The organism is Pseudoalteromonas sp. T1lg24 (assembly GCF_002964745.1).
Classification (GTDB): Bacteria; Pseudomonadota; Gammaproteobacteria; order Enterobacterales; family Alteromonadaceae; genus Pseudoalteromonas; species Pseudoalteromonas spongiae.
Genome location: NZ_PQCB01000004.1, coordinates 1 through 24,048, shown reverse-complemented (window position 1 = coordinate 24,048; position 24,048 = coordinate 1). Strand labels below are relative to the sequence as shown.

Genomic DNA, 24,048 nt, shown 5'->3' with positions numbered 1-24,048 from the left:
TTATTGCCAACATGATGCTAAAGCAGCAGATGTAACACCTTGCTGATTAATAGAGAGTGAACCACATTTATCACCAACTTGCGCCCCTTTTGGTGCCGCTGTTAATGAAAACTCGGTATCATTTTCAGGCTTATAAGTGTAGGCATAATAATCTGATGCTTTAAATGTGATATTTTGTTCATTAGGGTATCGACCTAAGCGCGTATAGTTACGTTCCAGTACTCCTGCTTGTTGCATCAGGTACTGCTGCGCTTCAGCCCTTCGCCCATCTTTTACGTAGTCGCCATAAGCTGGCAACGCAACCGCTAGCAAAATACCAATAATGGCAACGGTTATCATCAGTTCTACTAACGTAAAACCACTCCCTTTAAGTAAGTGCCTTTTTCTCACTTTGTATCCCCCTAAAATACATGCCAAAAACATGACAACGCTGTCATTATCGCGCAATATTCATGCAAATCAATACCTTTCAGTTATATGTTAATTTCTTTTTGTAAATGTAGGTGAACACTTAGGCATGATAAAGGAGTCTGCAAGGAGGGAATTACAGGCATAAAAAAACCGAGCAAATGCTCGGTTTTTTACTAATCAAGAAACTTGATTAAGCTTCAGCGATAACAATTACTTTAATAGTAGTTGTTACTTCTGAGTGAAGCTGGATAGCTACATCGAATTCACCTGTTTCACGGATAGTACCGTTAGGTAGACGAACTTCTGATTTAGCAACTTCTAGGCCTACAGCTGTGATAGCATCAGCAATATCGCGAGTACCGATAGAACCGAATAGCTTACCTTCGTCACCAGCTTTAGATACAAGAGTAACTTCAGCTAACGCTTCTAGTTTCTCTGCACGAGCTTGTGATGCTGCTAGTTCTTCAGCTACTTTAGCTTCTAACTCAGCACGACGTGCTTCGAAAGATTCAATGTTAGCTTTAGTTGCTGGAACTGCTTTGCCTTTAGGGAAAAGGAAGTTACGTGCGTAACCTGCTTTTACAGAAACTTGGTCGCCAAGCGCACCAAGGTTACCGATTTTATCTAGTAGAATAACTTGCATGTCTCTACACCTTTTAAAAACTAGTTAAACCGCTGCTTACTTATGTAAGTCAGTGTATGGAAGAAGGGCTAAGTAGCGTGCGCGCTTGATAGCTGCAGCTAGTTGACGCTGATATTTAGCGCTAGTACCTGTGATACGGCTAGGTACGATTTTGCCACTTTCTGTGATGTAGTTTTTAAGAGTAGCTAGATCTTTATAATCGATTTGTTGTACGCCTTCCGCTTTGAAGCGGCAGAACTTACGACGTCTGAAGTAACGTGCCATGAGATAAATCTCCAATAGTAATTCTTTCAATATGATGAGCATGTAACACTAACTGACTCACGCCATTTCGGCCTTCGTGACGGTTAATAAAACCGCGTACAGTAAGTTGCGTGCCCATATCAATATCTTGAGTTTGTTGTTTTAAGCCTTCGCCACTGGCAACCACTTGAATGCGAACATAACTACTACGATTAAGTCCTGCTTCCATTTGCGTAGATTTGTGTTCTAACACAAAAATACAGTGTGGTATTCCGGCTGGGCTTTGACTGAATTTAGGTTTTTTACAAACCGTGCCAGACAAAACGAACTGGTTATCAGTCATACAAGTCTCAAAAACGATTAAGCTTCTGCAGCTTCTTTCTTCTCTTCTTTAGCAAGAGGAGAAGCTTCAGTTACAGCATTTTTAGTACGCATAACTAGGTTACGTAGTACTGCATCGTTGTAGCGGAAAGAAGTTTCAAGCTCGTTGATTACTTCAGTTGGTGCTTCAACGTTCATTAGAACATAGTGTGCTTTGTGAAGCTTTTCGATTGGGTAAGCCAGTTGACGACGACCCCAGTCTTCTAAACGGTGAATTTGACCACCAGCTTCAGTGATAGAACCAGTATAACGCTCGATCATACCAGGAACTTGCTCACTTTGGTCTGGGTGAACCATGAATACGATTTCGTAATGACGCATGGGTATTCCTTACGGTTAATTTAGCCTCGTACCGTTTCGACCGGTCGGTTTAAGGCAAGGAAAACAAAGTTTAAATGGTCGAAAGAGCGCACATTTTACGCACATTGATTGCAGAGTGCAAATAGAATTTTTAAGAGAATTTCAGGGTTCAGGGTTCAGGGTTCAGGGTTCAGGGTTCAGGGTTCAGGGTTCAGGGTTCAGGGTTCAGGGTTCAGGGTTCAGCAAAGCTTCTGAAACCTGCCCCCTTATAACAACAGACTAATTAAGCGCCTGGCTCCATAATTGAAGTAGTGCCTTTTTTCGCAAGCTCAGCAAGATCTTTATCAATCCAGAATAATGCTTTACCGTCTTCGCCTACTAATTCAATTTTATCTAAAATACCTTTAAACAGCTTTTCTTCTTCATGTTGTTCAGCAACATACCACTGCAAAAAGTTAAATGTTGAATAATCATGAGTAGTAAACGCAACGTGTGTTAATTCATTAATTGCTTTGGTGATTTGACACTCGTGCTCCAGTGTTTCTCGAAATACATCACCTAACGACGCAAACTCATGTGGTGGAGCAGCGATCGACCCTAAAATTGGCATCGCGCCAGTTTCACTAACATAAGTGAATAAGCGATTCATATGATCCATTTCTTCTAACGCGTGCTTACGCAGTAATTCTGCCGCGCCTTCAAACCCTTTATCTTCACACCATGCACTCATTTGTAAATAAAGGTTTGATGAATAAAACTCTAAATTGATTTGCTCGTTTAATTTTTCAACCATTGCAGGTGCTAACATAACTGACTCCACGACGAAATAGATTAACTAATACCAATTCATTTAATTGCTAGGAACTAACAGATTAAACAAATACTAACTGCACCTAAACTTATCGATGTTAAATAACACCATAAGAACAATATCGCTTTGTTAGCATTTCATTTATCCTGCGCTGTATTTAATTACACACGTAACAGAATTGGTTTAAAAGTCCGCATTGTAAGCGTTAAGCAGCTAATTGCAAGGCAATTAACTACTTAATTTAATTAAAGAAAAACGTGAATAAAAGGGTAATAAAAACAAGTCTTATTTGTTTCAGAGGTTCGCTAGAACAGCTTCTGCACTTGAAACTTCAAAGGCTTTAGGCTCTTCTAGCCACAATTGAGTAACCGTTTGATTTTCAACAAGCATGGCGTAACGCTGTGAACGATAACCACCAAATAAACCTGTCTCTTTACCTAGCCCTAACGCTTTAGTGAACGCGCCATCACCATCTGCCAACATATCAATATTCGCTGCGCTTTGTGCATCACCCCATGCCTTCATTACAAACGCATCATTAACTGAAATACAAATAATGCGGTCAATTCCTTTTTCTTTAAATGCATCAAAATTCTCAACAAAACCCGGTAAATGCCTTGCTGAACAGGTTGGAGTAAATGCACCCGGTACTGCAAACATCACTACTTTTTGATTTGCGAATAAATCAGCAGTCGATGGCGTAGTCATACCATTTTCAGTTAATAGGTTAAATGTATGGTTTGGCAGTGTTTGGTTCGTTTCAATCATATTTGTGTCTTCCAATTGTAGGCGAATACCCACTATTGTAGACCTAAAGAATGACGAATTTGAACCATCTTCTGCTCTAAATCACTTTGTATTCCTTGTACTTGCGTATTTGATTGCTGCACACGCGTTTTAAGCTGTGACATCGCGCGCGAAAACTCATTCAAATAATTACTTTGTTCAAGGGCAAAACTACTTGCTTGATTTGCTACTTCAGAGGCTGATAGCGCATTATCCGCAACACTGCTCGCGGTTTCTTTTAGTTGTGTTGCCGATTTTGTTTGCTGGCTTGCATTGTCTGCTAGCTCGCCCATTTGTTGCGAAACTTGCTGTGAACTTAAGGTTAAACCGTCTAACTGTTGTTTTATGCTTTGCAATGAGCTTTGGGTTTGCTTCGCAAGCTGCCTTACTTCATCGGCGACCACGGCAAATCCTCGTCCATGTTCACCTGCGCGCGCCGACTCAATCGCGGCATTAAGCGCAAGTAAATTGGTTTGCTCGGCAATGGAGTTGATAACTTCGAGAACAGACGCCACATCACTTACGCCTTTTAGTAACTGATCCATCGAATCCATACCCGATTGCACTTGTTGTTGGGTCTTATTACTCGCCACCAGCATCGACTCAGATTGACTTACACTGGTTTCCATTGCACTGAATGTTAGTTCCGCATTGTTTTTTACCGTGCCGTTAATATCATTAACTTGCTCGCCAATTTCTGTCACTTGACTCAACAGAGTTTCGCTTTGCACAACTTCTTCTATCGATTGCTCTGACGCCGTTAGCATTACTTTTAGCTGCTCACTCATATTTGCTAAAAAGTCGCTCACTAATTGCAAAGTTTCAGCGCGTTCTTGTGCTTCTAATTTTTGCTTTTCAATCAACTGATTAAAGTACTGCGCAATTTCACCCATTTCAGTTTTTGGGTTATCTGTTTGAATATGCTCTAAATTATCGTTTTCAATTAGCTTAGAAAATGCGTTTCTGAGTGCCCTCACAGGTGTAAGCACTTGCTTTCTTTGTGTAAAATAGACCACTGCCGCAATCACAAATAGCCCTACAACCGCCACTAACAAGGTATAAAACACGCGTTCTTCGATTAATGCCTGCTCATCACGCAGTTGTTTTTCAGCAGTTAAAATGCTGTTAGTTAACGTACTAATTTCTTCTCGAAGTGATGAAATCCCCAACTCACGTTGTTCATTTAAACGCTTGGTATTTGCCAACTCTTTTGGCAAACGATTGGGTAAACTAACAAGTTCAGCTTGGATCTCTTCACCAAGGTCTTCAGGCTCATCGCCCGTTAGCATTAGCTCGTCTTCATCAATATTAGGGTCAAAAACACCTAATAAGGGTAGGTTTTCAATCTCTTTTGCAACTCGTGTCAGTTCAGCCAGCACTAAATTGGTACTTTCTAAATTATTTTCTTTCAATGCGATAACCAGTTGCACGACATTTGTTTGATAGGCATTTGCCAATACATAAAAACGTGTTTGGCCATTTGAGCTTTGCGCTTTTTGCGCGTACTGACTTAAAGCACTGGCATAATCTGCCATTTCATTAAGCGCATGGTCAATCAATGCATTTTTATTACCGCTTAACTTACCCAGTGCCAAGTATTTTCCGTCAATGCCGCTTTGTAGCTGTGTTAATTGCGCTTGCAAAGAGGACGAAATAGAGGCCGGTAAAATCGTTAATTTTTGTTCAACCGATTCAATATGTGACTTTGCCAAAGTTAAGTACTGGTTATCACCATAAGTTAAATAATCTTGCAGGCTATTCGCTAAATCGACTACAACCATATTTTTAAGCTGATTGTACGAAACGGTTTGTTGATTAAGGGTGTTTATTGTTTGGCTTGCCCACAAAAGTACAGCAGCAAGCGCAATACTGATGGCACTTAAAACGACTAAAAGTAATCGGGTAAAACTTGAAACGCGCATAGGGCACTCTAAATCTATTAACTTGCCCTGCGAGTATATGACTTTATTATGACGTTTTTGTTTCAGTCATCGCTGCTTTGACATAAACGTCAAAGCGATTTTTCTTAGTCTTGATTTGCATTGACGGCGTTTTTTCAGCTAAAAATGGCGCGTAATCAGGGCGTTTTACCACAACTCGTTTCGATGCTAACTGGTACGCAGGCGCTAACAATTCATCAGCATCTAAATCAGAACCAACTAATGATTGAAACACCCGCATTTCTTTTTTCACCGCCGCTGATTTTTCACGGTGTGGAAACATGGGGTCGAGGTACACTACGTCAATTTCGCTATGAGTATCTGGCAACAACTGGTGACTCGAACCGAATGCCATTTTCATACGCTCGCTCATCCAACTGCCAATTTCGGCATCAAGATACGCGCGCTCTAAGCCATCAAATAGAAGTGCAGCAACAACTGGGTGACGCTCATGTAACGTCACTGTACAGCCAAGCGATGCCAAAACAAAACCATCACGCCCCAGTCCGGCTGTGCCATCAAGTACATGCGGTGTGATGCCTTTGCCCTTGTTTAAACCAATTGCTTTAGCGATAGCCTGCCCTTTACCACCACCAAATTTACGTCTGTGTGCAGAGGCACCTGTTACAAAATCAACACGAATCGCCCCCAATTTTGGCTCATCATTTTTGCTTAATGCCAATCCATCGTGATCATAGTGAAGGGAAAATAACGGATTGCTCGATAACCATTCAGATAACGCAAAGCGCTTATCAAGCTGTTCAAGGTAGTCTTTTTGTTCAGGAATGCTGTTAGCAATTAACACAGAAAATCCATTGCTAAATATTGAGATGACAACATTATAGTGATTAGCAAAGTATTTTTATACGCGAATAATGCAAACTTGTTAAAATAGCTCAATATCGTCCTGCGACGTAATTTCGTTAATTTCTTCTCTTTGTTGTTCTTGTTCGAGTCTTTCAAGTATTTTTTCACGCTCTTTCATAATGTGATCAAGGTATGTCATCACTTCATTAAATGAGCTTTGAATTTCATCACCAACCGTTAAGTGATGGCGCAAACTTTCGACAGTCTCTTCTACTGAGCCTAAAATATACTCTTCTTGATCTGACTCTAACGCCAACCGCGGCACAGTATCACAAAAGCGCTGGTATAGGGTTTCGATTAACTCAACCGACACTTTACTGTTGTTATACAAGCTTTGTAGCTGTGCACGCAGTGTACTGTCGACCAGTTCAAACGTTTTAGTGATTTGTTGCGCTTGCTCCGATAACTGATTATGCAATTCGAGTGTACCAAGCTTGGCGTTTGTTGCTTCCAAAATATATGGAAACAAATCTTTATAACGACCATAAAGTGGCGCGTCATCTACAGGCATATTTTTTACTAACAAAGAGACATTTGGGTAGTTAATAATTGTGCGCGAACCAAAATCGATAAACCGCTCGCCTTCTTTCGCGTTGAGCATCAACTCCTTCTCAAGAGGGCATACCGCGCTATTGTTGGAGAAAAATTCGTTACCACTTTCAAACCAAAACGCTGTGACAACATTTAAATTAAGCGGTGAAAAAAACTCAAATAAACACTCAGAAAGGCGCGTAAGTGACTTAACACCGTAAGTTTGACTTACATACCGCATAGCGCGCCCCATATCGCTGTAATCTGTCATTGCGATTGCGGCAGTATTTTGCGCTTGTTCTATATCTTGCTTTAATAATTGTGACTGCTTTTTATATTGGTGAAGTACTTTAATGCGTGCTAATAATTCTTCTGTTTCAAATGGTTTAACGATGTAATCATCTGCACCAGAATTATAGCCTTTGATGCGCTCTTCAAGAGAGCTACGAGACGATAAGAACATGATTGGAATGTCTTGGGTATCAAGTTGTTGTTTTAACTTGCTACATACTTCAAACCCATTAATACCTGGCATTTCAACATCGAGCAAAATGATATCGGGATGAGTATCCCTTGCCATTTTAATGCCCTCTTCACCATTATATGCATGACTTACTTGGTTATTATCGGTGAGCGTTTTTTCGATTATTTGGTGGATTAGCTTGTCATCATCAATAGCAAGTACACTGGTTAACATGCCTAAACCTATATTATTTATTAGCTAAAATTAAGCATAGACTTAACCAAATGAAATGCATAAAAAAAGCCGCTAAATTTTAGCGGCTTATTAGATTTTATTGAATACCGCTATGGCGCAGCAAGGCATCTACATTTGGCTCTCGCCCTCTAAATGCAACAAATAGTTCCATAGGCTCTTTTGAGCCGCCCATTTCTAATACATTATTTAAGAATGATTGGCCTGTCTCTGCATTAAAAATGCCTTCATCTTCAAAACGAGAGAATGCATCAGCAGAAAGCACTTCGGCCCATTTATACGAGTAATATCCTGCCGAGTAACCACCAGCAAAAATGTGACTAAAGCCATGTTGAAAACGATTAAACTCCGGCGCTTTAACAACCGATACTTGATCACGCACCTTATTTAAAATTGTCTGAATTTCATCGCCATTTGATGGGTTGTAGTCAGCATGAATATGGAAATCAAATAATGAGAACTCTAATTGGCGAATCATCATCATTGCTGATTGATAGTTTTTTGCAGCCAATAGCTTATCAAGTAAATCCTTCGGCAATGGTTCACCTGTTTCATAGTGACCCGAAATAAACGCCAGAGCATCTTCTTCATAACACCAGTTTTCTAAAAATTGACTTGGTAATTCAACGGCGTCCCATGCCACACCATTAATGCCCGAAACCGCGCCCACATCCACTTGCGTTAGCATATGGTGAATACCATGACCAAACTCATGGAATAAAGTGGTTACTTCGTAGTGTGTAAATAACGCTGGTTTATCACTAACCGGTTTATTGAAGTTACATACCAAATAAGCCACAGGCAATTGTACGTCACCATTAGCACGCACTTTACGGCCAATGCAATCATCCATCCACGCGCCACCGCGTTTATGGTCGCGTGCATACAAGTCTAAATAGAATGAACCGCGTTTTTCGCCGCTGCTATCAAAAATCTCAAAAAAGCGAACATCTTTATGCCACGTATCAACACCTTGTACTTCTTTAACCTCAATACCAAATAAGCGGTTTACGGTTTCAAACAAGCCACTGAGCACTTTGTTTTCAGGGAAATATGGGCGCAGAATTTCATCTGAAATGGCGTATTTTTCCTGCTTAAGCTTTTCACTGTAATAGGTGTAATCCCACGCTTCTAACTTGCTAATACCGTGCTTTTCGTTTGCGTAGGCCGTCAGTTCAGCAAGTTCAGCTTCTGCTTGTGGTTTTGATTTTGTTGCAAGGTCATTTAAAAAATCGAACACTTGCTGTGGCGATTCTGCCATTTTGGTTGCCAAGGACTTATCTGCAAAGTTTTCGAAATCGAGCAATTGCGCCAGCTCATGTCTAAGCGCAAGCTCTTCGGCCATAATGGCACTGTTATCAAACTCACCAGCATTTGGGCCTTGATCAGACGCTCGAGTACTAAATGCAATATAAGTTTCTTTACGCAGTTCACGGTTGTCTGCATGGGTCATCACAGGTAAGTACGATGGGAAGTCGAGGGTAAATAACCAACCTTCCAACTCTTTACTTTCGGCTGTGTGTTTTGCAAGTGCGATTGCAGACTCTGGTAAACCCGCTAAATCCGCTTCGTCTGTAATATGTTTTTGCCAAGCAAGTGTGGCATCCATCACATTATTACCAAACTTAGCTGCAAGCTCCGATAGGCGCGCAACAATCTCACCGTAACGCTTTTGCTTTTCTTCAGGCAACGCAATACCTGAAAGTTTGAAGTCACGCAGGCTATTGTTAATCGCTTTTTGCTGCGCCTCTGAAAGGTTTGCAAATTCATCGCTTTCGGCAATCGCTTTCGTTGCTAAAAATAACCCCTGGTGCTGGCCTACAAAGGTAGAATATTCCGAGATAAGCGGTAAACACTCATCATAGGCTGCGCGCAGTTCTTCGCTATTTACTACAGAATGCATATGCGACACTGGTGACCAAAGACGCGTTAACTTATCGTCGACTTCACCCAATGGCGCAATAAAATTATCCCAAGTATACGACTCTTGCGCTAATACTTGCTCAATCGTTTGCTTACAATCCGCAATACCCTGTTTTAATGCAGGCACAATATGCTCAGGTTTAATTTGTGAAAATGGTGGTAACCCTTCAAGGCCAATTAATGGATTAGTCATAAAACGCTTCTTATTAATTTGTCATTGTTAATTTAGATTGGGGCAATCGATAAAAATTGCAAGTTAGGCTATTGTGTTATCGGTTAGAATACCTATATCTGATAAAACAAAGATTTAAAAAATTAAGGAACTTCAAATGGCAAAGCATTTTGATTATATCGCTATCGGCGGTGGCAGTGGTGGTATTGCATCAGCAAACCGAGCGGCAATGCGCGGTGCAAACGTCGCCCTAGTAGAAGCAGGCCCGCTAGGTGGTACATGTGTAAATGTTGGCTGTGTTCCTAAAAAAGTAATGTGGCATGGTGCACAAGTAGCTGAGGCAATTAAGCTTTATGCTCCAGACTATGGTTTTGATGTTGAAATCAAAGAGTTTAACTGGTCTAAATTGCTTGAAAGCCGCGAAGCTTACATTGGCCGCATTCATAATGGCTATGACAATTACCTAGCACAAAATGGCGTTACCGTAATTCAAGGTTTTGCTAAATTTGTAGATAACAAAACCATTGAAGTAAATGGTGAGCACTACACTGCCGACCATATTCTTGTTGCTGTTGGCGGTCGCCCTAGCATTCCTAATATTCCAGGTGCTGAATACGGTATCGATTCAAACGGCTTTTTTGAATTAAAAGAGCAGCCTGAGCGCGTAGCAGTGGTAGGTGCTGGTTATATTGCAGTTGAACTTGCAGGCGTAATGCATGGTTTAGGCACTGAAACGCATTTATGCGTTCGCCGTGATACACCGCTTCGCACATTTGACCCACTCATCGTTGATACTCTTATGGAAGTGATTGAGTCAGAAGGCCCAACTCTTCACACTAACGCTACGCCTAAAGAAGTTACTAAAGAATTTGACGGCTCTTTAACACTGCATTTTGAAAATGGTAACAGCGTTAATGTTGACCAAGTTATTTGGGCGATTGGTCGTCAGCCAACCACAGATAAAATCAATATCGCCGCAGCAGGTGTTGAGTTAACAGAATCAGGCCACGTAAAAGTGGATGAATTCCAAAGTACTTCAGCTCAAGGCGTTTACGCTGTTGGCGATATTATTGAAAACGGTATTGAACTTACCCCTGTGGCTGTTAAAGCGGGTCGTTTATTGTCTGAGCGCTTGTTCAACCCTGAAATGCCAAATGCCAAAATGGACTACAACTTAGTACCAACCGTTGTATTTAGCCACCCACCGATTGGCACTATTGGTTTAACTGAAACCGAGGCTCGCGAACAGTTTGGTGATGATGACATTAAAGTGTATACCTCAAGCTTTACAGCAATGTACACCGCAGTAACGCAGCACCGCCAACCATGTAAAATGAAACTGGTATGCCAAGGCCCTAACGAGAAAATTGTTGGCTTGCACGGCATTGGTTTTGCTGTTGATGAAATGATCCAAGGGTTTGGTGTTGCCATGAAGATGGGTGCAACCAAGGCTGATTTTGATTCAGTTGTGGCGATACATCCAACCGGTTCAGAAGAATTTGTGACCATGCGTTAGGAACTGAGTAAAAAGTCGCTCTAACGCTAATAGAAAACCAAAAAAGGGTATCATTTGATACCCTTTTTTACTTTCACATCAAATGAAATTATCCAGTAAATAAATAGCCTTTAGAACGCACAGTTTTAATTATGCTTGGCTGATTTGGGTCGCTTTCTAACTTACTGCGAATCGATGAAATATAAATATCCACTTGGCGATTTTGACCATCATAATCAATGCCCCACAGCGTTTTGAAGATAGTATCTCGCGTTATCACTTCACCACTATGCTCCACCAGCAACAGCAATAAATCATACTCAGGGGCTGCGAATTCTAATACACGATCTCGCTTTTTAACTTCACGCTTATGCTTATTAATAGTGATGTCGTTAAATGAAATACCCTGCTCTTTAGTTACTTCAGCATTCACTTCTCGGCGCAATAGGGCGCGACACTTTGCTAATAATAAACGCGGCTCGATTGGCTTCGAAATATAGTCGTCAGCACCAAACTCTAAACCCAACACCTGATCAATGGTGTCACCTCGCGCAGTTAACATTGCCACTTTACCTGTGTAGGCTGGCTTTATTTGTTGGAATACTTGCATACCATCGATATCTGGCAGCATTAAATCCAGTAACACTAAATCTGGTTGCTCGGCAATAATCTGTTGTACTGCGGTTTGTCCTTCGCTTATCACAGTACAATTAAACTCGAACTGCTGAAAAAACGACTGTGTTAAACTCGCCAACTCCGCATCATCTTCAACAATTATCAGATTATATTTTTCCATTTAATGCCACTTTAAAATTCGAAGTTAAATCCTAGCTTTGCTCGTACTGTATTACTTTGCACACCCCAGTAAATATCTGACGAACGCTCGCCCCAATCTGCTGAAACAAAAACTGAGAGCTGTTGATTAATTTGATAATCAACTTTAGAACCAATACGTAAGCTTTTATCAATGGTTGCCAGTTCGCTATTTTCATCCAACCCGTAAGCTTCGATTAAATCACTTTTACTGTAATCTTGCTGAAAAAAGTTCACATAACCCGCAACACTCCATTTATCATCTAACTGATAAACTAACGCAGTTTTTAAAATAGCGCCTAAATAATTAAGCCCATCGCTTGCGTCGTTGCTCTTTAATTCAAATTGTACTTTAGCTAACAATTGATTGTTGTAAAAAAGTTTATTCCATTCAACACCAGCCGCCCAAGACTTATTATCAAAGCCATAATTGGTATATGAAAAGTCCCCAAACTGCACTTCTATGGTTTTAAAACTTCTATCCATGTACTGACCATACATGTACCACTCACTACTTTTTGAAAACAGACGGTAGCCTAATGTTAATGCACTCGATGTAATTTGTGGCTCGCCACCTCTAAACTGATTTCGCTGTTCAAATTGCAAGGCGATTTCTTTATCGCTTGCCAGCGGCCATGCTAGTTCGGAATCGAGTTTAAATAGCAGTTTATCGTAATCACTAAAATCAGCATTATCGATATTACGGATCAGCAAATTGTTTTTCCAATTTACCTGCTCGCCCAAATAGCGGTAATTTATGATGGCCGCCGATTCAACAAACATTGAATTTGGCTTTTCAAGAAATGGGGAAATGTCTATACCGAGTTCTTCAGGCATCACAATTTCGCCATCCAAACTATACAAATAGCCTTTTTGAGAAATAAAATATTCTTTGCCATCAGGTAATACAAAGTAAAAACTATCTAAGTACGGATCGTCATCTAAAAAATAGTCGCCAAAGCTAAAGCGAACGTTGTCATCGTACCCGGTAGCAAGTGTGCCAATAAGTCCCCACTGGCTTTTTGATGGTTCAACCTCTGCAAGCTGCGATTTAGCGTTAATCTCGTTAAGCATAATATCGATATTAAAGCGCACGTTTTCGGGCAATTCAGTCACGTGTTTTAAACTTAACAAGTGCTCTTTTGCTACGTCAAATTTGCCCAATTGCATTTGCGTTAATGCCAACTCTAAACGCACGCGGTGCTGCATCGGATTTTGCGATAATTGATAGCTAAGCAGTGTTTCAGCTTCAAGCCATTCACCGCGCTCATTGTGCAGCATTGCTTGCTCGAACGCACTAAGCGGTTGATTTTTATCGCTTGCAAAGCACGGATTAATTATCTGTGCCAATAATAGGTGAGCAATCGCAAACTTAAATAATTTAATAGTCTTCATCGCTTTCAATCTCTTGTTTTACTTTTTCTTCAAGCGCCTTGAGTTCCTGCTTCATTTTCTTGATGTCTTTTCGTTTTTTATTTTTATCAGTGGACGTTTTCGGCGTACTTGACACACCGCTTGTATCATTAAGTAAGTTACTTTTATCTAACTCACTGATCGCATTTTGTAATTTGCCTTTAATGCCAACACCATAACGCTGCTGAGGTTGAAATTTTTTATCCCAATCACCCCAGTCAATTGTATTCTTGCTGTCGCTTTGTGGTTTAAGCACTTTGTTACTCGGTGAATTCTCCGGCTCTTTTTTAGGTGGTTGCGCAGCAAATACGGAAGGTGCATTAAGCAGGCAAAAAAGGAAAAATAGCGTTCTCATTATTCACTCCCTTTAGGCTGAAAATGAATACTAAAGTGAGCGCCTACTTGCGTATCAATCAAGATGATATCGGCATCATGTTGTGATGCAATTTGCTGTACTATTGCCAAACCCAATCCATAACCGGAAGTTTTATTACTGCGGCTTTGATCTTGTTGGTAAAACGGCTCAAAGATGTGCTGTTTACTTTGCTCATCAACACCGGGGCCATCATCAATTACATCTAACACGATATTTTGCTGATGATTTGTTAGCTGAACCGTTACCGATTCTTTTGCAAAGCGCGCGGCATTATTCAGTAAATTTTCGAGCATGCGTGTAAAAAGCTGTTTATTGATTTTGAGCGTACACTCTTGTTGTGCTTGAAAGGTAAATTTAATGTGAGGAAAGACTATTTGCATTCCTTGCACAATCGCGAGCACAAACGAATTTAACGCGACATTTTCTTTAACTATTGCTTTGTTATCAGTGAGCTTTTCATAGCTAAGTAAGTCACTTATTAATAAGTTAAGCTGATTTAGGTCGGCTTTAGTTTGTGCGATTAAGGCGTTATCGACACCCAATTGAATATTTAATGTTTCGAGCCTAAATTGCGCCTTTGATAAAGGGGTTCGTAAGTCATGAGATACAGCGCGCAACATTTGGTGTTTTTGCTCAATTAAGCGTGTGATCCGCAGTGCCATTTGATCGATTTTCCAAGTTAACTGGTTAATCACATCAAGGTTTTGTGGTATTTCTTCCGCTTGTATTAGCTCAGGTTCGATAGCATCTACCTTGTCTTGAATATAAGTTAAACGTTTAACTAACAAGCGAATAATAAATAGTATCACCACAGCTAATACACTCAGCATGGCAATAAATCCTGAGATTAATAGCCAGTGGGGATATTGCTCAAATATTTTGATTGTGCCTAATTTAAGTAAATCTTGAGAGTTACCCCAAGGCGCATAAATATCAAACGACAAGCTGCTATCAAATTCAGTTTGCCAAACAATAACCATTTCGCCGCGTGCTAAGCGCTCTAATTGCTCACTATCGAGCAATTGGCTCGCCTCATTAACCCGGTTAATCGGGTAGTGAAATTGATTGCTAATGGTATCAAATGCCGCTTGGCGCTGTTGCGCACTGTATAAACCAATTTCATTAAGTAATAAAAATGCTGTGCCGGTGGCAATTTGCTCACTCACACCATTTAAATGCATGGTTAATAAATGAGTGTCGTTAATTGGGTATTCAACAATGTAACCATTATTGGCTTGAACATTGTTAGAGATACTGACTTTATTTAGATTCGGTGGTTTATCGACTAAAGTCAGCGATACATTCATAAGCGATGCAACTAACTCGAGCCAACGTTCACGGTTTGCAGTGTTAGTTTGTCGATTAATACCCTGCTTGAGTAGGTACAAGGTGCCAGAAAGTTGCTCAGCCAAATGCTGCTGGTAACGGTATTGGTTCACCGAAGAAAATACAAGGTAGGAAAGCAGTAAGACCAAGCTTACTGCTAAAATAACCGAACCATAAATACGTAAAAATAACGTCTGCAAATGATCTCCTAACGATACCAGCAGGGTAAAATACTAACTAAAATTGGTCTATTGCTATCCTTGTTTACGTGTACGTTTGGCCGCTTTTTGCGCTTCACTGTCATAACGCGGATTTAAAACTTTAATTAAATCAATTGAATCTATCGCCTCAGGTAACTTAAAGGTTACAGGATATGCTCGTGGCATCGCACGGCAAAGATCTGCTTTATTGCGCTTTAGTGCGAACTCGTACACACCTTTAGCTTCTTGCTGTAATAATTCAAAATCGTCTTTGCTTGTGCAACCTGTTGATTTTACCACAAACGAAATATACTCGGCCTTAGCATTAAAGCTGTATATTTTTTCTAGATTATTGAGCTCTTGTTCAGTCATTGTTTCAGATAATGCCGTGCTACTACACGCTGATGTAAATAGCGTCATTAATAATGCAGAAAGAGTGATATGTAATTGCTTCATAATATAGTCAAGCCAGCTAAACTAGCTGGCTTCTCCAAATTTAAATGTTTACGCTAATTTTCGACGCGCTGCGAAAGCAAAACCAGCTAATAACAACATAATACCTGTGCTACCGCTACTACGCTTAGGCTTTTTATTAATTGTAACCTGAACCGTTTTACTGCTATTTGCACCAAATTGGTCAGTCACTGTCACTTTAAATGTCAGCGATTTAGCATCTTTGTATGCTGGCGCCGTAAGGTTAATAACCGCTTTTGTCGCATCTGCAATGGCAATAGTTCCTTCGGTCACTTCCCACTTATAAGTTAGTGAGTCACCTTCTGCATCACTGCTCTCGCTGGCATCAAGTACAAAACCTTTTGCTTCTTCCACTGTGATTGTGGCTTGTTTAACTTTGCTTTGTGGCGCGGTATTTTTAAGTACTGTCGACACTTCGTCAATATATGCTTTATCGTCACCTACCTCATCAAAGTCCGTTTCATCCTTGGCATAAATAATCGCGATACGATCCACACCTTCTGTTAACGTCACTTCTTGTGCTGTGAACTCTGTATTATCAACACCTGATGCGCGTAAAATTACTTGATTGTTGTGACGAACCGTTAAAAAGTCCCAATCAGTCTCTGACGAGACTAAATGCTTAAAGTTAAACTTCTCAACACGGTCGTTATCAATCGTTGCAAGTAAAACACTTTGTTGAAAGTGAGTGATATCTCCGCTTGCCATTGCAGAGTCACCTTGCGATGCCTTATTAGTTTGCGCTTGCCACGCTAAATCACCACCACTCCACCATTTAACGCGATCATTATTGCTACCCACGATTTCATTCATATTCGCAGACTCTTGCTCAAGTACATTCGCGCCGTAGAAAATAATCGCTTCTTTGTTAATTGCATCGTTTGTGGTCACTCTTAACGCAAAGCCCGCATTGCCCGGTGCATTTGTTTTAACACGTACTTTGATATCACAATTTTGTTCAAACGATAGTGTTTTTCCGTCACATAAGTTTTGTTCAACCTCAGCTAATTCAAGACCTTCTGCGCCAACAACTGCTGCGTTGGTCACCATAAAGTTATCGCTGCCAACGTTTTTAATATTAAATGTCGCTTGCTCGTTGAAAGTTTGCTCAACAAAACCTTGGCGGTTTATTTGTTTGTATGAAACGCCTGACTTTTTCGCTTCAACCCAATCGTTATAGTTTGCAACACGCGCATATACACCTGGTGCATTTGGCGCTGCACAGCCATTACCAAAGCTTACAACTCCCGCTTGATACCACTGTTCTTGATGTTTAAAGATAAGCGGACCGCCACTATCGCCTTGACACGAATCTTTGCCACCCTCAACAAAACCGGCACAGATCATATTATCCGTAATGCCCGTTTCACCGTCTTGTGTGTAATCGGCAATACATTGTTCACGGTTATAAAGTGGCACTTTTACTTCTTGTAAAATTTCTGGATACTCTGGAGCAGCTTCACTGTTAGGATTCATATTACCCCAACCCATAACGGTCAATTCAGAGCCATCTTTTAAAGTCGCTTCAATCTCTGGGGTCATTAACTTGATTGGCGTAACACCCGTTACTTCTTCTGTAAGCTCAATAATGGCAATATCGTTATTAAGACCTATGTCTCCGTAGTTTTCGTGTTCATAAATTTGAGCAACACTAACACGCTTACCTGACTCAGGTTTAGTTGTATCATACCCACCAATCCAAACGTGCATGTTTTCAGCGGCAGAACCTTCAATACAATGTGATGCCGTTAGTACATAGCGACCACCAATAAATGACGCACCACAAAATGGCGAGATACCCTCAGCTTGTGCAGAAATAAGTGAGGTCATAAACGGGTAATCACCTTGAGTAGCAGGCTTACCGTTAATAATACGAGGTGTGTTTTGGTTAAATGATTTTGGCTTAACTAAATTGACTTTCTCTGCAGCTACAACTGGCATATTAAATACTGCCAAACCTGCAAGTGCGAAAGGTAACGTAACTTTTTTCATAACATTTCCTATACTTTTCATCATGTCTTGAAACTGATTAGAAACCTTTTTGCAACATGACAATATTATAGAAATGTAGTTTTATGTAGGACTAACTTAAACCTAATTGAATCATTATATTAGTTCTGATAACGCAATTTGTGTTTGCTTGTAATGATTAATCCCATCCGTTAATTGTTGGTACTTTCGTTTAAAAAAGTGTTTTTTGATTACTTGGTTTTGACATGCTGCAGTAATTTCGCTGCCCACTTTACCATCTTGCTCAATCATAAAAGGCATAAGCGAATATACAGATACACCAGTTTGCCACGTGCGCTGAATTTGCGTATCAACAGGGCAACCAAATTGCTCGGTAATCGCTAAAAGCTGTTTGGCAGCATTGAAAGTAATTGCTTGCGCACAACAGCCTGTGAGCGGTTTTTTATGAAGTACTAAGTCAAACTGTTCATTAACTTGTTTTGTTGCTTTGATAGGTCGGGTGCGATTTTGATAAGCGGCAAGTTTTAATAGTTGCCAGTCAAACTTTAACGATTCAATGGTGCTAAATACTGCGCTGAGATCACCCGCTAGTTGAAAGTCATCTTCCAATACAATTGCATAAGACAACTTTTGTTCAACAATTTTTTGCCACGCCAAACGATGACTTAAGAAACAGCCAATTTCACCATAGCCAAGATTGCGGTAATACTGTTTTGAATTTAATTGAGATGAATAATGTGCTTGAATTTCAGCGTTTGTAAGTTTTGTGCCGTCAATGGCTGGGATGCGTTCAAATTGAATATTTTGCGCCGCTAATCGTCCACTACTTTTTTTTAGGCGTTCGGTGCTTTTATCAAGATTAATCAGGAATACTTTAGGTTGGTTTAGCATTGTAAAAACGCCAATCTAACAGCTAGGTATTCCTGATTGTAATGAGCTTAGTTTACAGTTTTATTTAATCTCAATACGTGGCGATTTCATAATTACTTCATCGTTTAGCTCAATGCCAATACCGGGTGCTTCTGATACTTCGAAGAAACCATTTTTTGGCTGCGGATCTTGAATACATAATTCGCGGTTCCACTTTTTAATTGCATAGGTGTGATGCTCGTGAATTAAAAAGTTTGGAATAGCTGTTTCAAGGTGCAGAGATGCCGCAGTTGCAACAGGGCCGCCGCATACATGCGCTTGAATACGCACATCAAAAATATCCGCGTAGTCACATACTTTTTTGGTCTCAGTAAAACCACCACACAAACCAATATCAGGTTGTAATACATCAACACTTTGATCTTCAAGGTAAGGACGTACACCCCAACGATTATATAAACGCTCGCCACCGGCAATTGGCACCGCTACTTTGTCGGCTACTTTAGCGTGCAGCGAGTGATTTAAGTAGTTCACTGGCTCTTCATAATACATGCAATCAAACTCTTCAGCGATTTCACCTAGCTGAATTGCCGTTGTTGCACCTGGTAAGCTATGACATTCAAAAATAATATCCACTTCGTCGCCAACCGCTTCTCGAATAGCTGCCATACGTGCGCGGTAAAGCTTCATTTCACCACGAGAAATTATCTTAGTGCGCTCGTAGTAAGTATTACCGTCTTTGTCATACATGATTGGGTCAACTTTAACCGCGTCATAACCTTCAGCAATCGCTTTTAATGCGGCTTCTGCGTATTCTTGCGGTTGCACTAGCGCTTTAAATTCATCATCCCAATCAAACTGTAATTGCGATGCATAAGTGCGCAGCTTGTCATTTACCTTACCGCCAAGCAGTTGGTAAACAGGTAAGTTAAGGGCTTTACCTTTGATGTCCCAAAGTGCAGTATCAATCGCACTCATCGCAGCATACACTACTGGGCCGCCACCTAAGCCCCAAAAACTTTCGCGCAGCATACGCGACCATAATTTTTCAGTTTGGAAAGGGTCAAAACCAATTAAAAACGCTTCAGCAAATTCTTTAATCATATTTGCTGCAGCACTGTGGCCTAGATCATAGGCAAGACCAGCTTCACCAACACCTGAAATCCCTTCGTCCGTATGAATACGAACAAAAACGGGGTTCCATTGCGGACGCTCAGGGCAATGGGTATCAAACACTTCGACGCGAGTTACTTTCATATTTGTTGGGCTCCTAATTATTGTTGCCAAACGTTTAATTTTTACTTTGCACTTTGCACTTTGCACTTTGCACTTTGCACTTTGCAAAGATTCAGAGACTTAAAAGTACTTCAAACCAGTGAAGTACTTTGATGTTTGTTTGCTAATTATTCGGAAAAACTAGGATCGATGCGATACGCTAAACGACGCATTGCTGGCCAAGATTTTTGACCACCTGTACTACCTGCATGCACTTTGTTTTGCTGATCTTTTACCGTATCTAAAATTTTCTGATCAATGGCAATAAGTGGCTGGCTAGTTGAAAGTGCCATCACTTGAATTTCACAAGCACGTTGTAAATCAGCCCAACGCATAAAGGCTTCGCCAATCGAAGGGCCTAAGGTTAATGCACCATGATTTGGTAGCATTAACGTATGTGCATTGCCTAAATCAGCTTGCAGGCGAGCTTTTTCTTCAGCATTTACCGCGAGGCCTTCGTAACCGTGGTAAGCAATATTGCTCAGTGGGAACATTGCATGCTGTGAAATTGGCTTTAAGCCGCCCTGTAAGCTTGAAACCACAATGGTTTCGTTGGTATGCAAGTGAATAACACATTGCGCATCGTGACGCACTTCGTGAATCGCGCTGTGAATGGTAAAACCTGCTGGGTTAATCTCAAACGGCGAGTCATCAAGAATTTCACCTTGTAGGTTTACTTTTACCAAGTTTGATGCCGTAATCTCATCAAAGGTTAAACCAAACGCATTTACTAGGTACTCATCTTTACCAGGTAAGCGAGCTGAAATATGAGTATAAATAGTATCGTCCCAGCCGTAGTAATGGGCTAAACGGTAACAAGCTGCAAGGTCAACGCGTAACTGCCATTCTTCATCTGACACTTTGCCTTTGAGGTTTATTTCAGGTAATGCAAACATGGATAAGTCCTAATTCGTTAGATGTATAGAAGTCTAAATTAGCAAGCCATAGGTGGCAATGATCTAAGCCAAAGAATTCTGAGTTTTATGCAAAAAAAAAGCGCAATACAAGTTTGCGCTTTTTCGTGTATCAATAATAGTCCTGATTACAGCTTTTTCACACCCATGTTGTAAAGTGTAAAGCCATAAATATCAGCATATTGTTCAATGATTTTGCTTGTAGGTGTACCCGCTCCATGACCTGCATTAGTTTCAATGCGGATAAGTGTAGGGTTAGCACCTGCTTGCTTGTCTTGAAGCTCAGCAGCAAACTTAAATGAGTGCGCTGGTACTACGCGGTCATCATGATCGCCCGTTGTTACCATAGTCGCTGGGTATTCAACCCCTTCTTTAACATTGTGAACTGGTGAATAGGCTTTTAGGTACTCGAACATTTCTTTGCTTTGTTCTGCTGTACCATAGTCATACGCCCAACCAGCACCCGCTGTAAATGTGTGGTAACGAAGCATATCTAATACACCTACCGCTGGTAACGCAACTTTGAATAGCTCAGGGCGCTGTGTCATAACTGCACCTACAAGTAGGCCACCATTAGAGCCACCATTTACCGCTAGCTTTTCGCTCGATGTGTAATTTTCAGCAATTAGATACTCAGCAGCAGCGATAAAGTCATCAAATACATTTTGCTTTTGTAGTTGCGTACCCGCTTTATGCCATTTCTTACCGTATTCACCGCCACCGCGAAGGTTCGCAACCGCGTAAATACCACCTTGCTCTAACCATGCCGCGCGCGTTGGGCTAAAGCGTGGTGTTAGGCTTACGTTAAAACCACCGTAACCGTATAAAATAGTTGGGTTAGAACCATCAAGCTTTAAGCCTTTCTTATACGTTAAGATCATCGGTACTTCTGTACCATCTTTTGACTTATAGAATACTTGCTTAGACTCAAATTGCGCAGGATCGAAGTCTGCACCTGACTTGCGGTACACTTCGCTCTTACCAGTCTCTACATTAAACTTAAATGTTGTACCTGGTGTTTTATAGTTAGTGAATGAATAGTACAGCTCTTTATCTTCTTTCTCACCGCCAAAACCACCTGCAGTACCTACGCCAGGTAGTTCGATATCACGTACAAGCTTACCGCTCTTGTCGTATTGCTGTACTTTAGAAATTGCATCAACCATGTAACGTGCAAAAATGTAGCCACCACCCGTTGAAACGTTTAATACGTTTTCAGTTTCAGGGATTAAGTCCTTCCAGTTATCTGGTGTTGGCTTAGCAGCATCAACCGTTACAATACGCTTATTTGGTGCATCTAGGTTTGTTACTAAATAAAGCTTTGAACCTTCGTTCTCAATAACCTGAGTATCTGAGTTAGTGTGGTCTAAAATGGTTTCTAACTTGCTATTTGGTTTAGATAAATCTTTAATGAAAAGCTTGTTGCCCGACGTTGATACTGCTGCTGAAATCAATAAGTATCTATCGTCTTCAGTTACATAACCACCAACATAACGATGCTTCTGTGCATCTGTACCACCAAACACAACTTTGTCGTCAGCTTGCTTTGTGCCTAACTTATGGAAGTAAAGTTTGTGCTGGTCTGTTTTCGCTGACAGCTCACTGCCTTCTGGCTTATCGTAACTTGAGTAGTAAAAGCCTTCGTTACCAACCCAAGAAAGACCACTAAATTTAACGTCAACTAAGGTGTCTTCAATTTGCTTCTTAGTTTCAACATCAATAATAATAACTTTGCGCCAGTCACTGCCGCCTTCAGAGATTTGATATGCAGCTAATGAACCATCTTTAGAGAAAGTAATACCCGCTAAAGAAGTTGTACCATCGTCACTGAATGTGTTTGGATCAAGAAAAACTTCTGGCTCACCATCTTCAACTTGGCGATAAATAACATATTGGTTTTGTAAGCCATCATTTTTGTAAAAGTAAGTGTATTTACCTTCTTTAAAAGGTGCACTTACTTTTTCATAATCCATTAACTTAGTTAAACGCTCTTTTAGCTTGTCGCGGTAAGGAATTTGAGAAAGGTAGTCAAACGTTACTTTATTTTGCGTTTTAACCCACTGTGCTGTCTCTTCGCTCATATCGTCTTCTAACCAACGGTATGGATCAGCAACTTGCGTATCGAAGTAAGTATCTACAACTTCACCCTTCTTAGTTTCAGGATAAGTCAAAGCTGCTTGTGTTACCGTTTGCTCTGTTTTCTTTTCAACTTGAACCGATTCTTCACTTTTTTCAGCGCCACAGCCAACCAAAGCTGTGCACACAGCAAGTGCGAGTGCTTTTTTAATCATGATAATTCCCTAGAGTATATTTAACTCACTAACATATGGAATTATCAGTTTGTTGTCCAGCAAACAAGTTCAAATTAAATAATATATAAATCAATAAAATAGATAGTTATCACATCATATCTTTACAATTATTTACTGTTAAACAGGCAATTAGAAATAAAAAAGCCAAGGCGTGAGCCTTGGCTGAAACGAGTCCCCAAACTCGCTGTACACTAATCTTTTTGGCAAGACTTGCTTTTAAGACGTTCAATATCTTGCTTGATCTGCTCTAAATAAGGATCGTTATAATCAAATTGAGAAAATGTTTCTAGGCAGGCGGTATAAAAGCGAATTCTATTTTCTTCTATACCTTTAATATCTTGTTCAAAATGTTCCATTTGTCAGCCTCTCCCTAGCCTTTCAATATCTATAGTGTAATTAATCTAGATCAAAGCAAAAGCATTTAAATTCAACAACTAACTGTAACCACTTTGTAATAATTACAAAAAACAAATTAATTCAATGAATTAGAGTTTTAACTCAAGAGATTACCAAGAACAAAAAGCCGCTTTCGTGCAGCAAAGTAGGAAATATCTTACATCTAATATCGTTAAATGATTCAGGATTTAGGATTCAGGATTCAGGATTCAGGATTCAGGATTCAGGATTCAGGATTCAGCAACATTCTGAAGTCTGGCTGCTTAATTCTAAAACCTTTTAATGTCTAAAACGCAAAAAGCCCGCTCATTGAGCGGGCTTTTTAGTTAAGAGCATGGTGATGTTCAAGTGCTCACAGCGGTGAAGAGGCACATGGGCGTTCGCCCTATCCTTTCTGAACTTCAAATGCAAAAAAGCCTCAACATAATGTTGAGGCTTTCTTTAATTAGGAGCTTGGCGATGTTCTACTTTCACGTGGGCGAACCCACAC

At 40.4% G+C, this 24,048-nt stretch carries 23 protein-coding genes; 1 reads left to right on the top strand and 22 read right to left on the bottom strand.

Features of this window, described 5'->3' with window-relative positions:
• The 11 genes from C2M30_RS01440 to prlC form a co-directional block, all read right to left on the bottom strand.
• Complete coding sequence (locus tag C2M30_RS01440) at window positions 1–390, bottom strand: type IV pilin protein (RefSeq protein WP_105170418.1); 390 nt, start codon at window positions 388–390, stop codon at window positions 1–3.
• 211 nt (window positions 391–601) lie between these two features.
• Complete coding sequence (gene rplI, locus C2M30_RS01435) at window positions 602–1,054, bottom strand: 50S ribosomal protein L9 (RefSeq protein WP_010561952.1); 453 nt, start codon at window positions 1,052–1,054, stop codon at window positions 602–604.
• 36 nt (window positions 1,055–1,090) lie between these two features.
• Complete coding sequence (gene rpsR / locus C2M30_RS01430; protein ID WP_010561953.1) at window positions 1,091–1,318, bottom strand: 30S ribosomal protein S18; 228 nt, start codon at window positions 1,316–1,318, stop codon at window positions 1,091–1,093.
• A complete protein-coding gene (gene priB, locus C2M30_RS01425; RefSeq protein ID WP_038637364.1) occupies window positions 1,293–1,640 on the bottom strand; it encodes a primosomal replication protein N in 348 nt (115 codons plus the stop codon). Before priB ends, rpsR begins: the two co-directional genes overlap by 26 nt.
• A 17-nt stretch (window positions 1,641–1,657) precedes the next feature.
• On the bottom strand, window positions 1,658–1,999 hold the full coding sequence (gene rpsF, locus C2M30_RS01420; RefSeq protein WP_010561955.1) for a 30S ribosomal protein S6: 342 nt from the start codon (window positions 1,997–1,999) through the stop codon (window positions 1,658–1,660).
• A 262-nt stretch (window positions 2,000–2,261) separates the two neighbouring features.
• Window positions 2,262–2,786 carry a non-heme ferritin gene (ftnA, locus tag C2M30_RS01415; RefSeq protein ID WP_010561957.1) on the bottom strand — a complete coding sequence of 175 codons (525 nt, stop codon included), beginning with the start codon at window positions 2,784–2,786 and terminating at the stop codon, window positions 2,262–2,264.
• Between the two features lie 297 nt (window positions 2,787–3,083).
• Window positions 3,084–3,557, bottom strand: coding sequence for a peroxiredoxin (locus tag C2M30_RS01410; RefSeq protein WP_105170602.1), 474 nt, complete (start codon window positions 3,555–3,557; stop codon window positions 3,084–3,086).
• A gap of 32 nt (window positions 3,558–3,589) precedes the next feature.
• Window positions 3,590–5,497 carry a methyl-accepting chemotaxis protein gene (locus tag C2M30_RS01405; protein WP_105170417.1) on the bottom strand — a complete coding sequence of 636 codons (1,908 nt, stop codon included), beginning with the start codon at window positions 5,495–5,497 and terminating at the stop codon, window positions 3,590–3,592.
• 46 nt (window positions 5,498–5,543) lie between these two features.
• Complete coding sequence (locus C2M30_RS01400) at window positions 5,544–6,320, bottom strand: class I SAM-dependent methyltransferase (RefSeq protein ID WP_105170416.1); 777 nt, start codon at window positions 6,318–6,320, stop codon at window positions 5,544–5,546.
• Window positions 6,321–6,401: 81 nt separating this feature from the next.
• Entirely contained in the window at window positions 6,402–7,610 is a 1,209-nt protein-coding gene (locus C2M30_RS01395; protein ID WP_105170415.1) for a response regulator transcription factor, read from the bottom strand.
• A 97-nt stretch (window positions 7,611–7,707) separates the two neighbouring features.
• Window positions 7,708–9,744, bottom strand: coding sequence for an oligopeptidase A (gene prlC, locus C2M30_RS01390; RefSeq protein WP_105170414.1), 2,037 nt, complete (start codon window positions 9,742–9,744; stop codon window positions 7,708–7,710).
• A 136-nt stretch (window positions 9,745–9,880) separates the two neighbouring features.
• Between prlC and gorA the strand changes: the two genes are divergently transcribed.
• Window positions 9,881–11,239: a glutathione-disulfide reductase gene (gene gorA / locus C2M30_RS01385; RefSeq protein ID WP_105170413.1), complete on the top strand. Its 1,359-nt coding sequence runs from the start codon at window positions 9,881–9,883 to the stop codon at window positions 11,237–11,239.
• 88 nt (window positions 11,240–11,327) lie between these two features.
• Here the strand turns inward: gorA and C2M30_RS01380 are convergent, their stop codons facing one another.
• The 11 genes from C2M30_RS01380 to C2M30_RS21440 all read right to left on the bottom strand — a co-directional run bounded on the left by C2M30_RS01380 (window position 11,328) and on the right by C2M30_RS21440 (window position 23,518).
• Window positions 11,328–12,014 (bottom strand): response regulator transcription factor, encoded by a 687-nt coding sequence (locus C2M30_RS01380; protein WP_105170412.1) that lies wholly within the window; start codon window positions 12,012–12,014, stop codon window positions 11,328–11,330.
• Window positions 12,015–12,025: 11 nt separating this feature from the next.
• Window positions 12,026–13,426, bottom strand: a complete 1,401-nt coding sequence (locus C2M30_RS01375; RefSeq protein ID WP_105170411.1) for a hypothetical protein — start codon at window positions 13,424–13,426, stop codon at window positions 12,026–12,028.
• Complete coding sequence (locus tag C2M30_RS01370; protein ID WP_105170410.1) at window positions 13,413–13,799, bottom strand: hypothetical protein; 387 nt, start codon at window positions 13,797–13,799, stop codon at window positions 13,413–13,415. Before C2M30_RS01370 ends, C2M30_RS01375 begins: the two co-directional genes overlap by 14 nt.
• On the bottom strand, window positions 13,799–15,346 hold the full coding sequence (locus tag C2M30_RS01365) for a sensor histidine kinase (protein ID WP_105170409.1): 1,548 nt from the start codon (window positions 15,344–15,346) through the stop codon (window positions 13,799–13,801). The genes C2M30_RS01370 and C2M30_RS01365 overlap by 1 nt, the downstream gene beginning before the upstream one ends.
• Window positions 15,347–15,400: 54 nt before the next feature.
• The gene (locus tag C2M30_RS01360; protein ID WP_100914056.1) at window positions 15,401–15,802 is read right to left on the bottom strand and encodes a hypothetical protein; all 402 of its coding nucleotides are present in this window, start codon (window positions 15,800–15,802) and stop codon (window positions 15,401–15,403) included.
• 48 nt (window positions 15,803–15,850) lie between these two features.
• A complete protein-coding gene (locus tag C2M30_RS01355) occupies window positions 15,851–17,812 on the bottom strand; it encodes a S1 family serine peptidase (protein ID WP_158683293.1) in 1,962 nt (653 codons plus the stop codon).
• 114 nt (window positions 17,813–17,926) lie between these two features.
• Window positions 17,927–18,682, bottom strand: a complete 756-nt coding sequence (locus C2M30_RS01350) for a glycosyltransferase family 25 protein (RefSeq protein ID WP_105170407.1) — start codon at window positions 18,680–18,682, stop codon at window positions 17,927–17,929.
• A gap of 60 nt (window positions 18,683–18,742) precedes the next feature.
• On the bottom strand, window positions 18,743–19,918 hold the full coding sequence (locus C2M30_RS01345; protein WP_100914059.1) for a mandelate racemase/muconate lactonizing enzyme family protein: 1,176 nt from the start codon (window positions 19,916–19,918) through the stop codon (window positions 18,743–18,745).
• A 146-nt stretch (window positions 19,919–20,064) separates the two neighbouring features.
• Entirely contained in the window at window positions 20,065–20,832 is a 768-nt protein-coding gene (locus tag C2M30_RS01340; protein WP_105170406.1) for a class II aldolase/adducin family protein, read from the bottom strand.
• A 146-nt stretch (window positions 20,833–20,978) separates the two neighbouring features.
• Complete coding sequence (locus tag C2M30_RS01335) at window positions 20,979–23,021, bottom strand: prolyl oligopeptidase family serine peptidase (RefSeq protein WP_442792795.1); 2,043 nt, start codon at window positions 23,019–23,021, stop codon at window positions 20,979–20,981.
• A gap of 332 nt (window positions 23,022–23,353) precedes the next feature.
• Complete coding sequence (locus C2M30_RS21440) at window positions 23,354–23,518, bottom strand: hypothetical protein (protein WP_158683292.1); 165 nt, start codon at window positions 23,516–23,518, stop codon at window positions 23,354–23,356.
• Window positions 23,519–24,048 lie beyond the last annotated feature (530 nt).

What these genes read in the sequence shown, in the direction of transcription:
- rplI (WP_010561952.1), bottom strand. Translation starts at nt 1,054, where the DNA reads ATGCAAGTTATTCTACTAGATAAAATCGGTAACCTTGGTGCGCTTGGC.
- rpsR (WP_010561953.1), bottom strand. Translation starts at nt 1,318, where the DNA reads ATGGCACGTTACTTCAGACGTCGTAAGTTCTGCCGCTTCAAAGCGGAA.
- priB (WP_038637364.1), bottom strand. Translation starts at nt 1,640, where the DNA reads ATGACTGATAACCAGTTCGTTTTGTCTGGCACGGTTTGTAAAAAACCT.
- rpsF (WP_010561955.1), bottom strand. Translation starts at nt 1,999, where the DNA reads ATGCGTCATTACGAAATCGTATTCATGGTTCACCCAGACCAAAGTGAG.
- ftnA (WP_010561957.1), bottom strand. Translation starts at nt 2,786, where the DNA reads ATGTTAGCACCTGCAATGGTTGAAAAATTAAACGAGCAAATCAATTTA.
- C2M30_RS01410 (WP_105170602.1), bottom strand. Translation starts at nt 3,557, where the DNA reads ATGATTGAAACGAACCAAACACTGCCAAACCATACATTTAACCTATTA.
- C2M30_RS01405 (WP_105170417.1), bottom strand. Translation starts at nt 5,497, where the DNA reads ATGCGCGTTTCAAGTTTTACCCGATTACTTTTAGTCGTTTTAAGTGCC.
- C2M30_RS01395 (WP_105170415.1), bottom strand. Translation starts at nt 7,610, where the DNA reads ATGTTAACCAGTGTACTTGCTATTGATGATGACAAGCTAATCCACCAA.
- prlC (WP_105170414.1), bottom strand. Translation starts at nt 9,744, where the DNA reads ATGACTAATCCATTAATTGGCCTTGAAGGGTTACCACCATTTTCACAA.
- gorA (WP_105170413.1), top strand. Translation starts at nt 9,881, where the DNA reads ATGGCAAAGCATTTTGATTATATCGCTATCGGCGGTGGCAGTGGTGGT.
- C2M30_RS01380 (WP_105170412.1), bottom strand. Translation starts at nt 12,014, where the DNA reads ATGGAAAAATATAATCTGATAATTGTTGAAGATGATGCGGAGTTGGCG.
- C2M30_RS01375 (WP_105170411.1), bottom strand. Translation starts at nt 13,426, where the DNA reads ATGAAGACTATTAAATTATTTAAGTTTGCGATTGCTCACCTATTATTG.
- C2M30_RS01370 (WP_105170410.1), bottom strand. Translation starts at nt 13,799, where the DNA reads ATGAGAACGCTATTTTTCCTTTTTTGCCTGCTTAATGCACCTTCCGTA.
- C2M30_RS01360 (WP_100914056.1), bottom strand. Translation starts at nt 15,802, where the DNA reads ATGAAGCAATTACATATCACTCTTTCTGCATTATTAATGACGCTATTT.
- C2M30_RS01355 (WP_158683293.1), bottom strand. Translation starts at nt 17,812, where the DNA reads ATGAAAAAAGTTACGTTACCTTTCGCACTTGCAGGTTTGGCAGTATTT.
- C2M30_RS01350 (WP_105170407.1), bottom strand. Translation starts at nt 18,682, where the DNA reads ATGCTAAACCAACCTAAAGTATTCCTGATTAATCTTGATAAAAGCACC.
- C2M30_RS01345 (WP_100914059.1), bottom strand. Translation starts at nt 19,918, where the DNA reads ATGAAAGTAACTCGCGTCGAAGTGTTTGATACCCATTGCCCTGAGCGT.
- C2M30_RS01340 (WP_105170406.1), bottom strand. Translation starts at nt 20,832, where the DNA reads ATGTTTGCATTACCTGAAATAAACCTCAAAGGCAAAGTGTCAGATGAA.
- C2M30_RS21440 (WP_158683292.1), bottom strand. Translation starts at nt 23,518, where the DNA reads ATGGAACATTTTGAACAAGATATTAAAGGTATAGAAGAAAATAGAATT.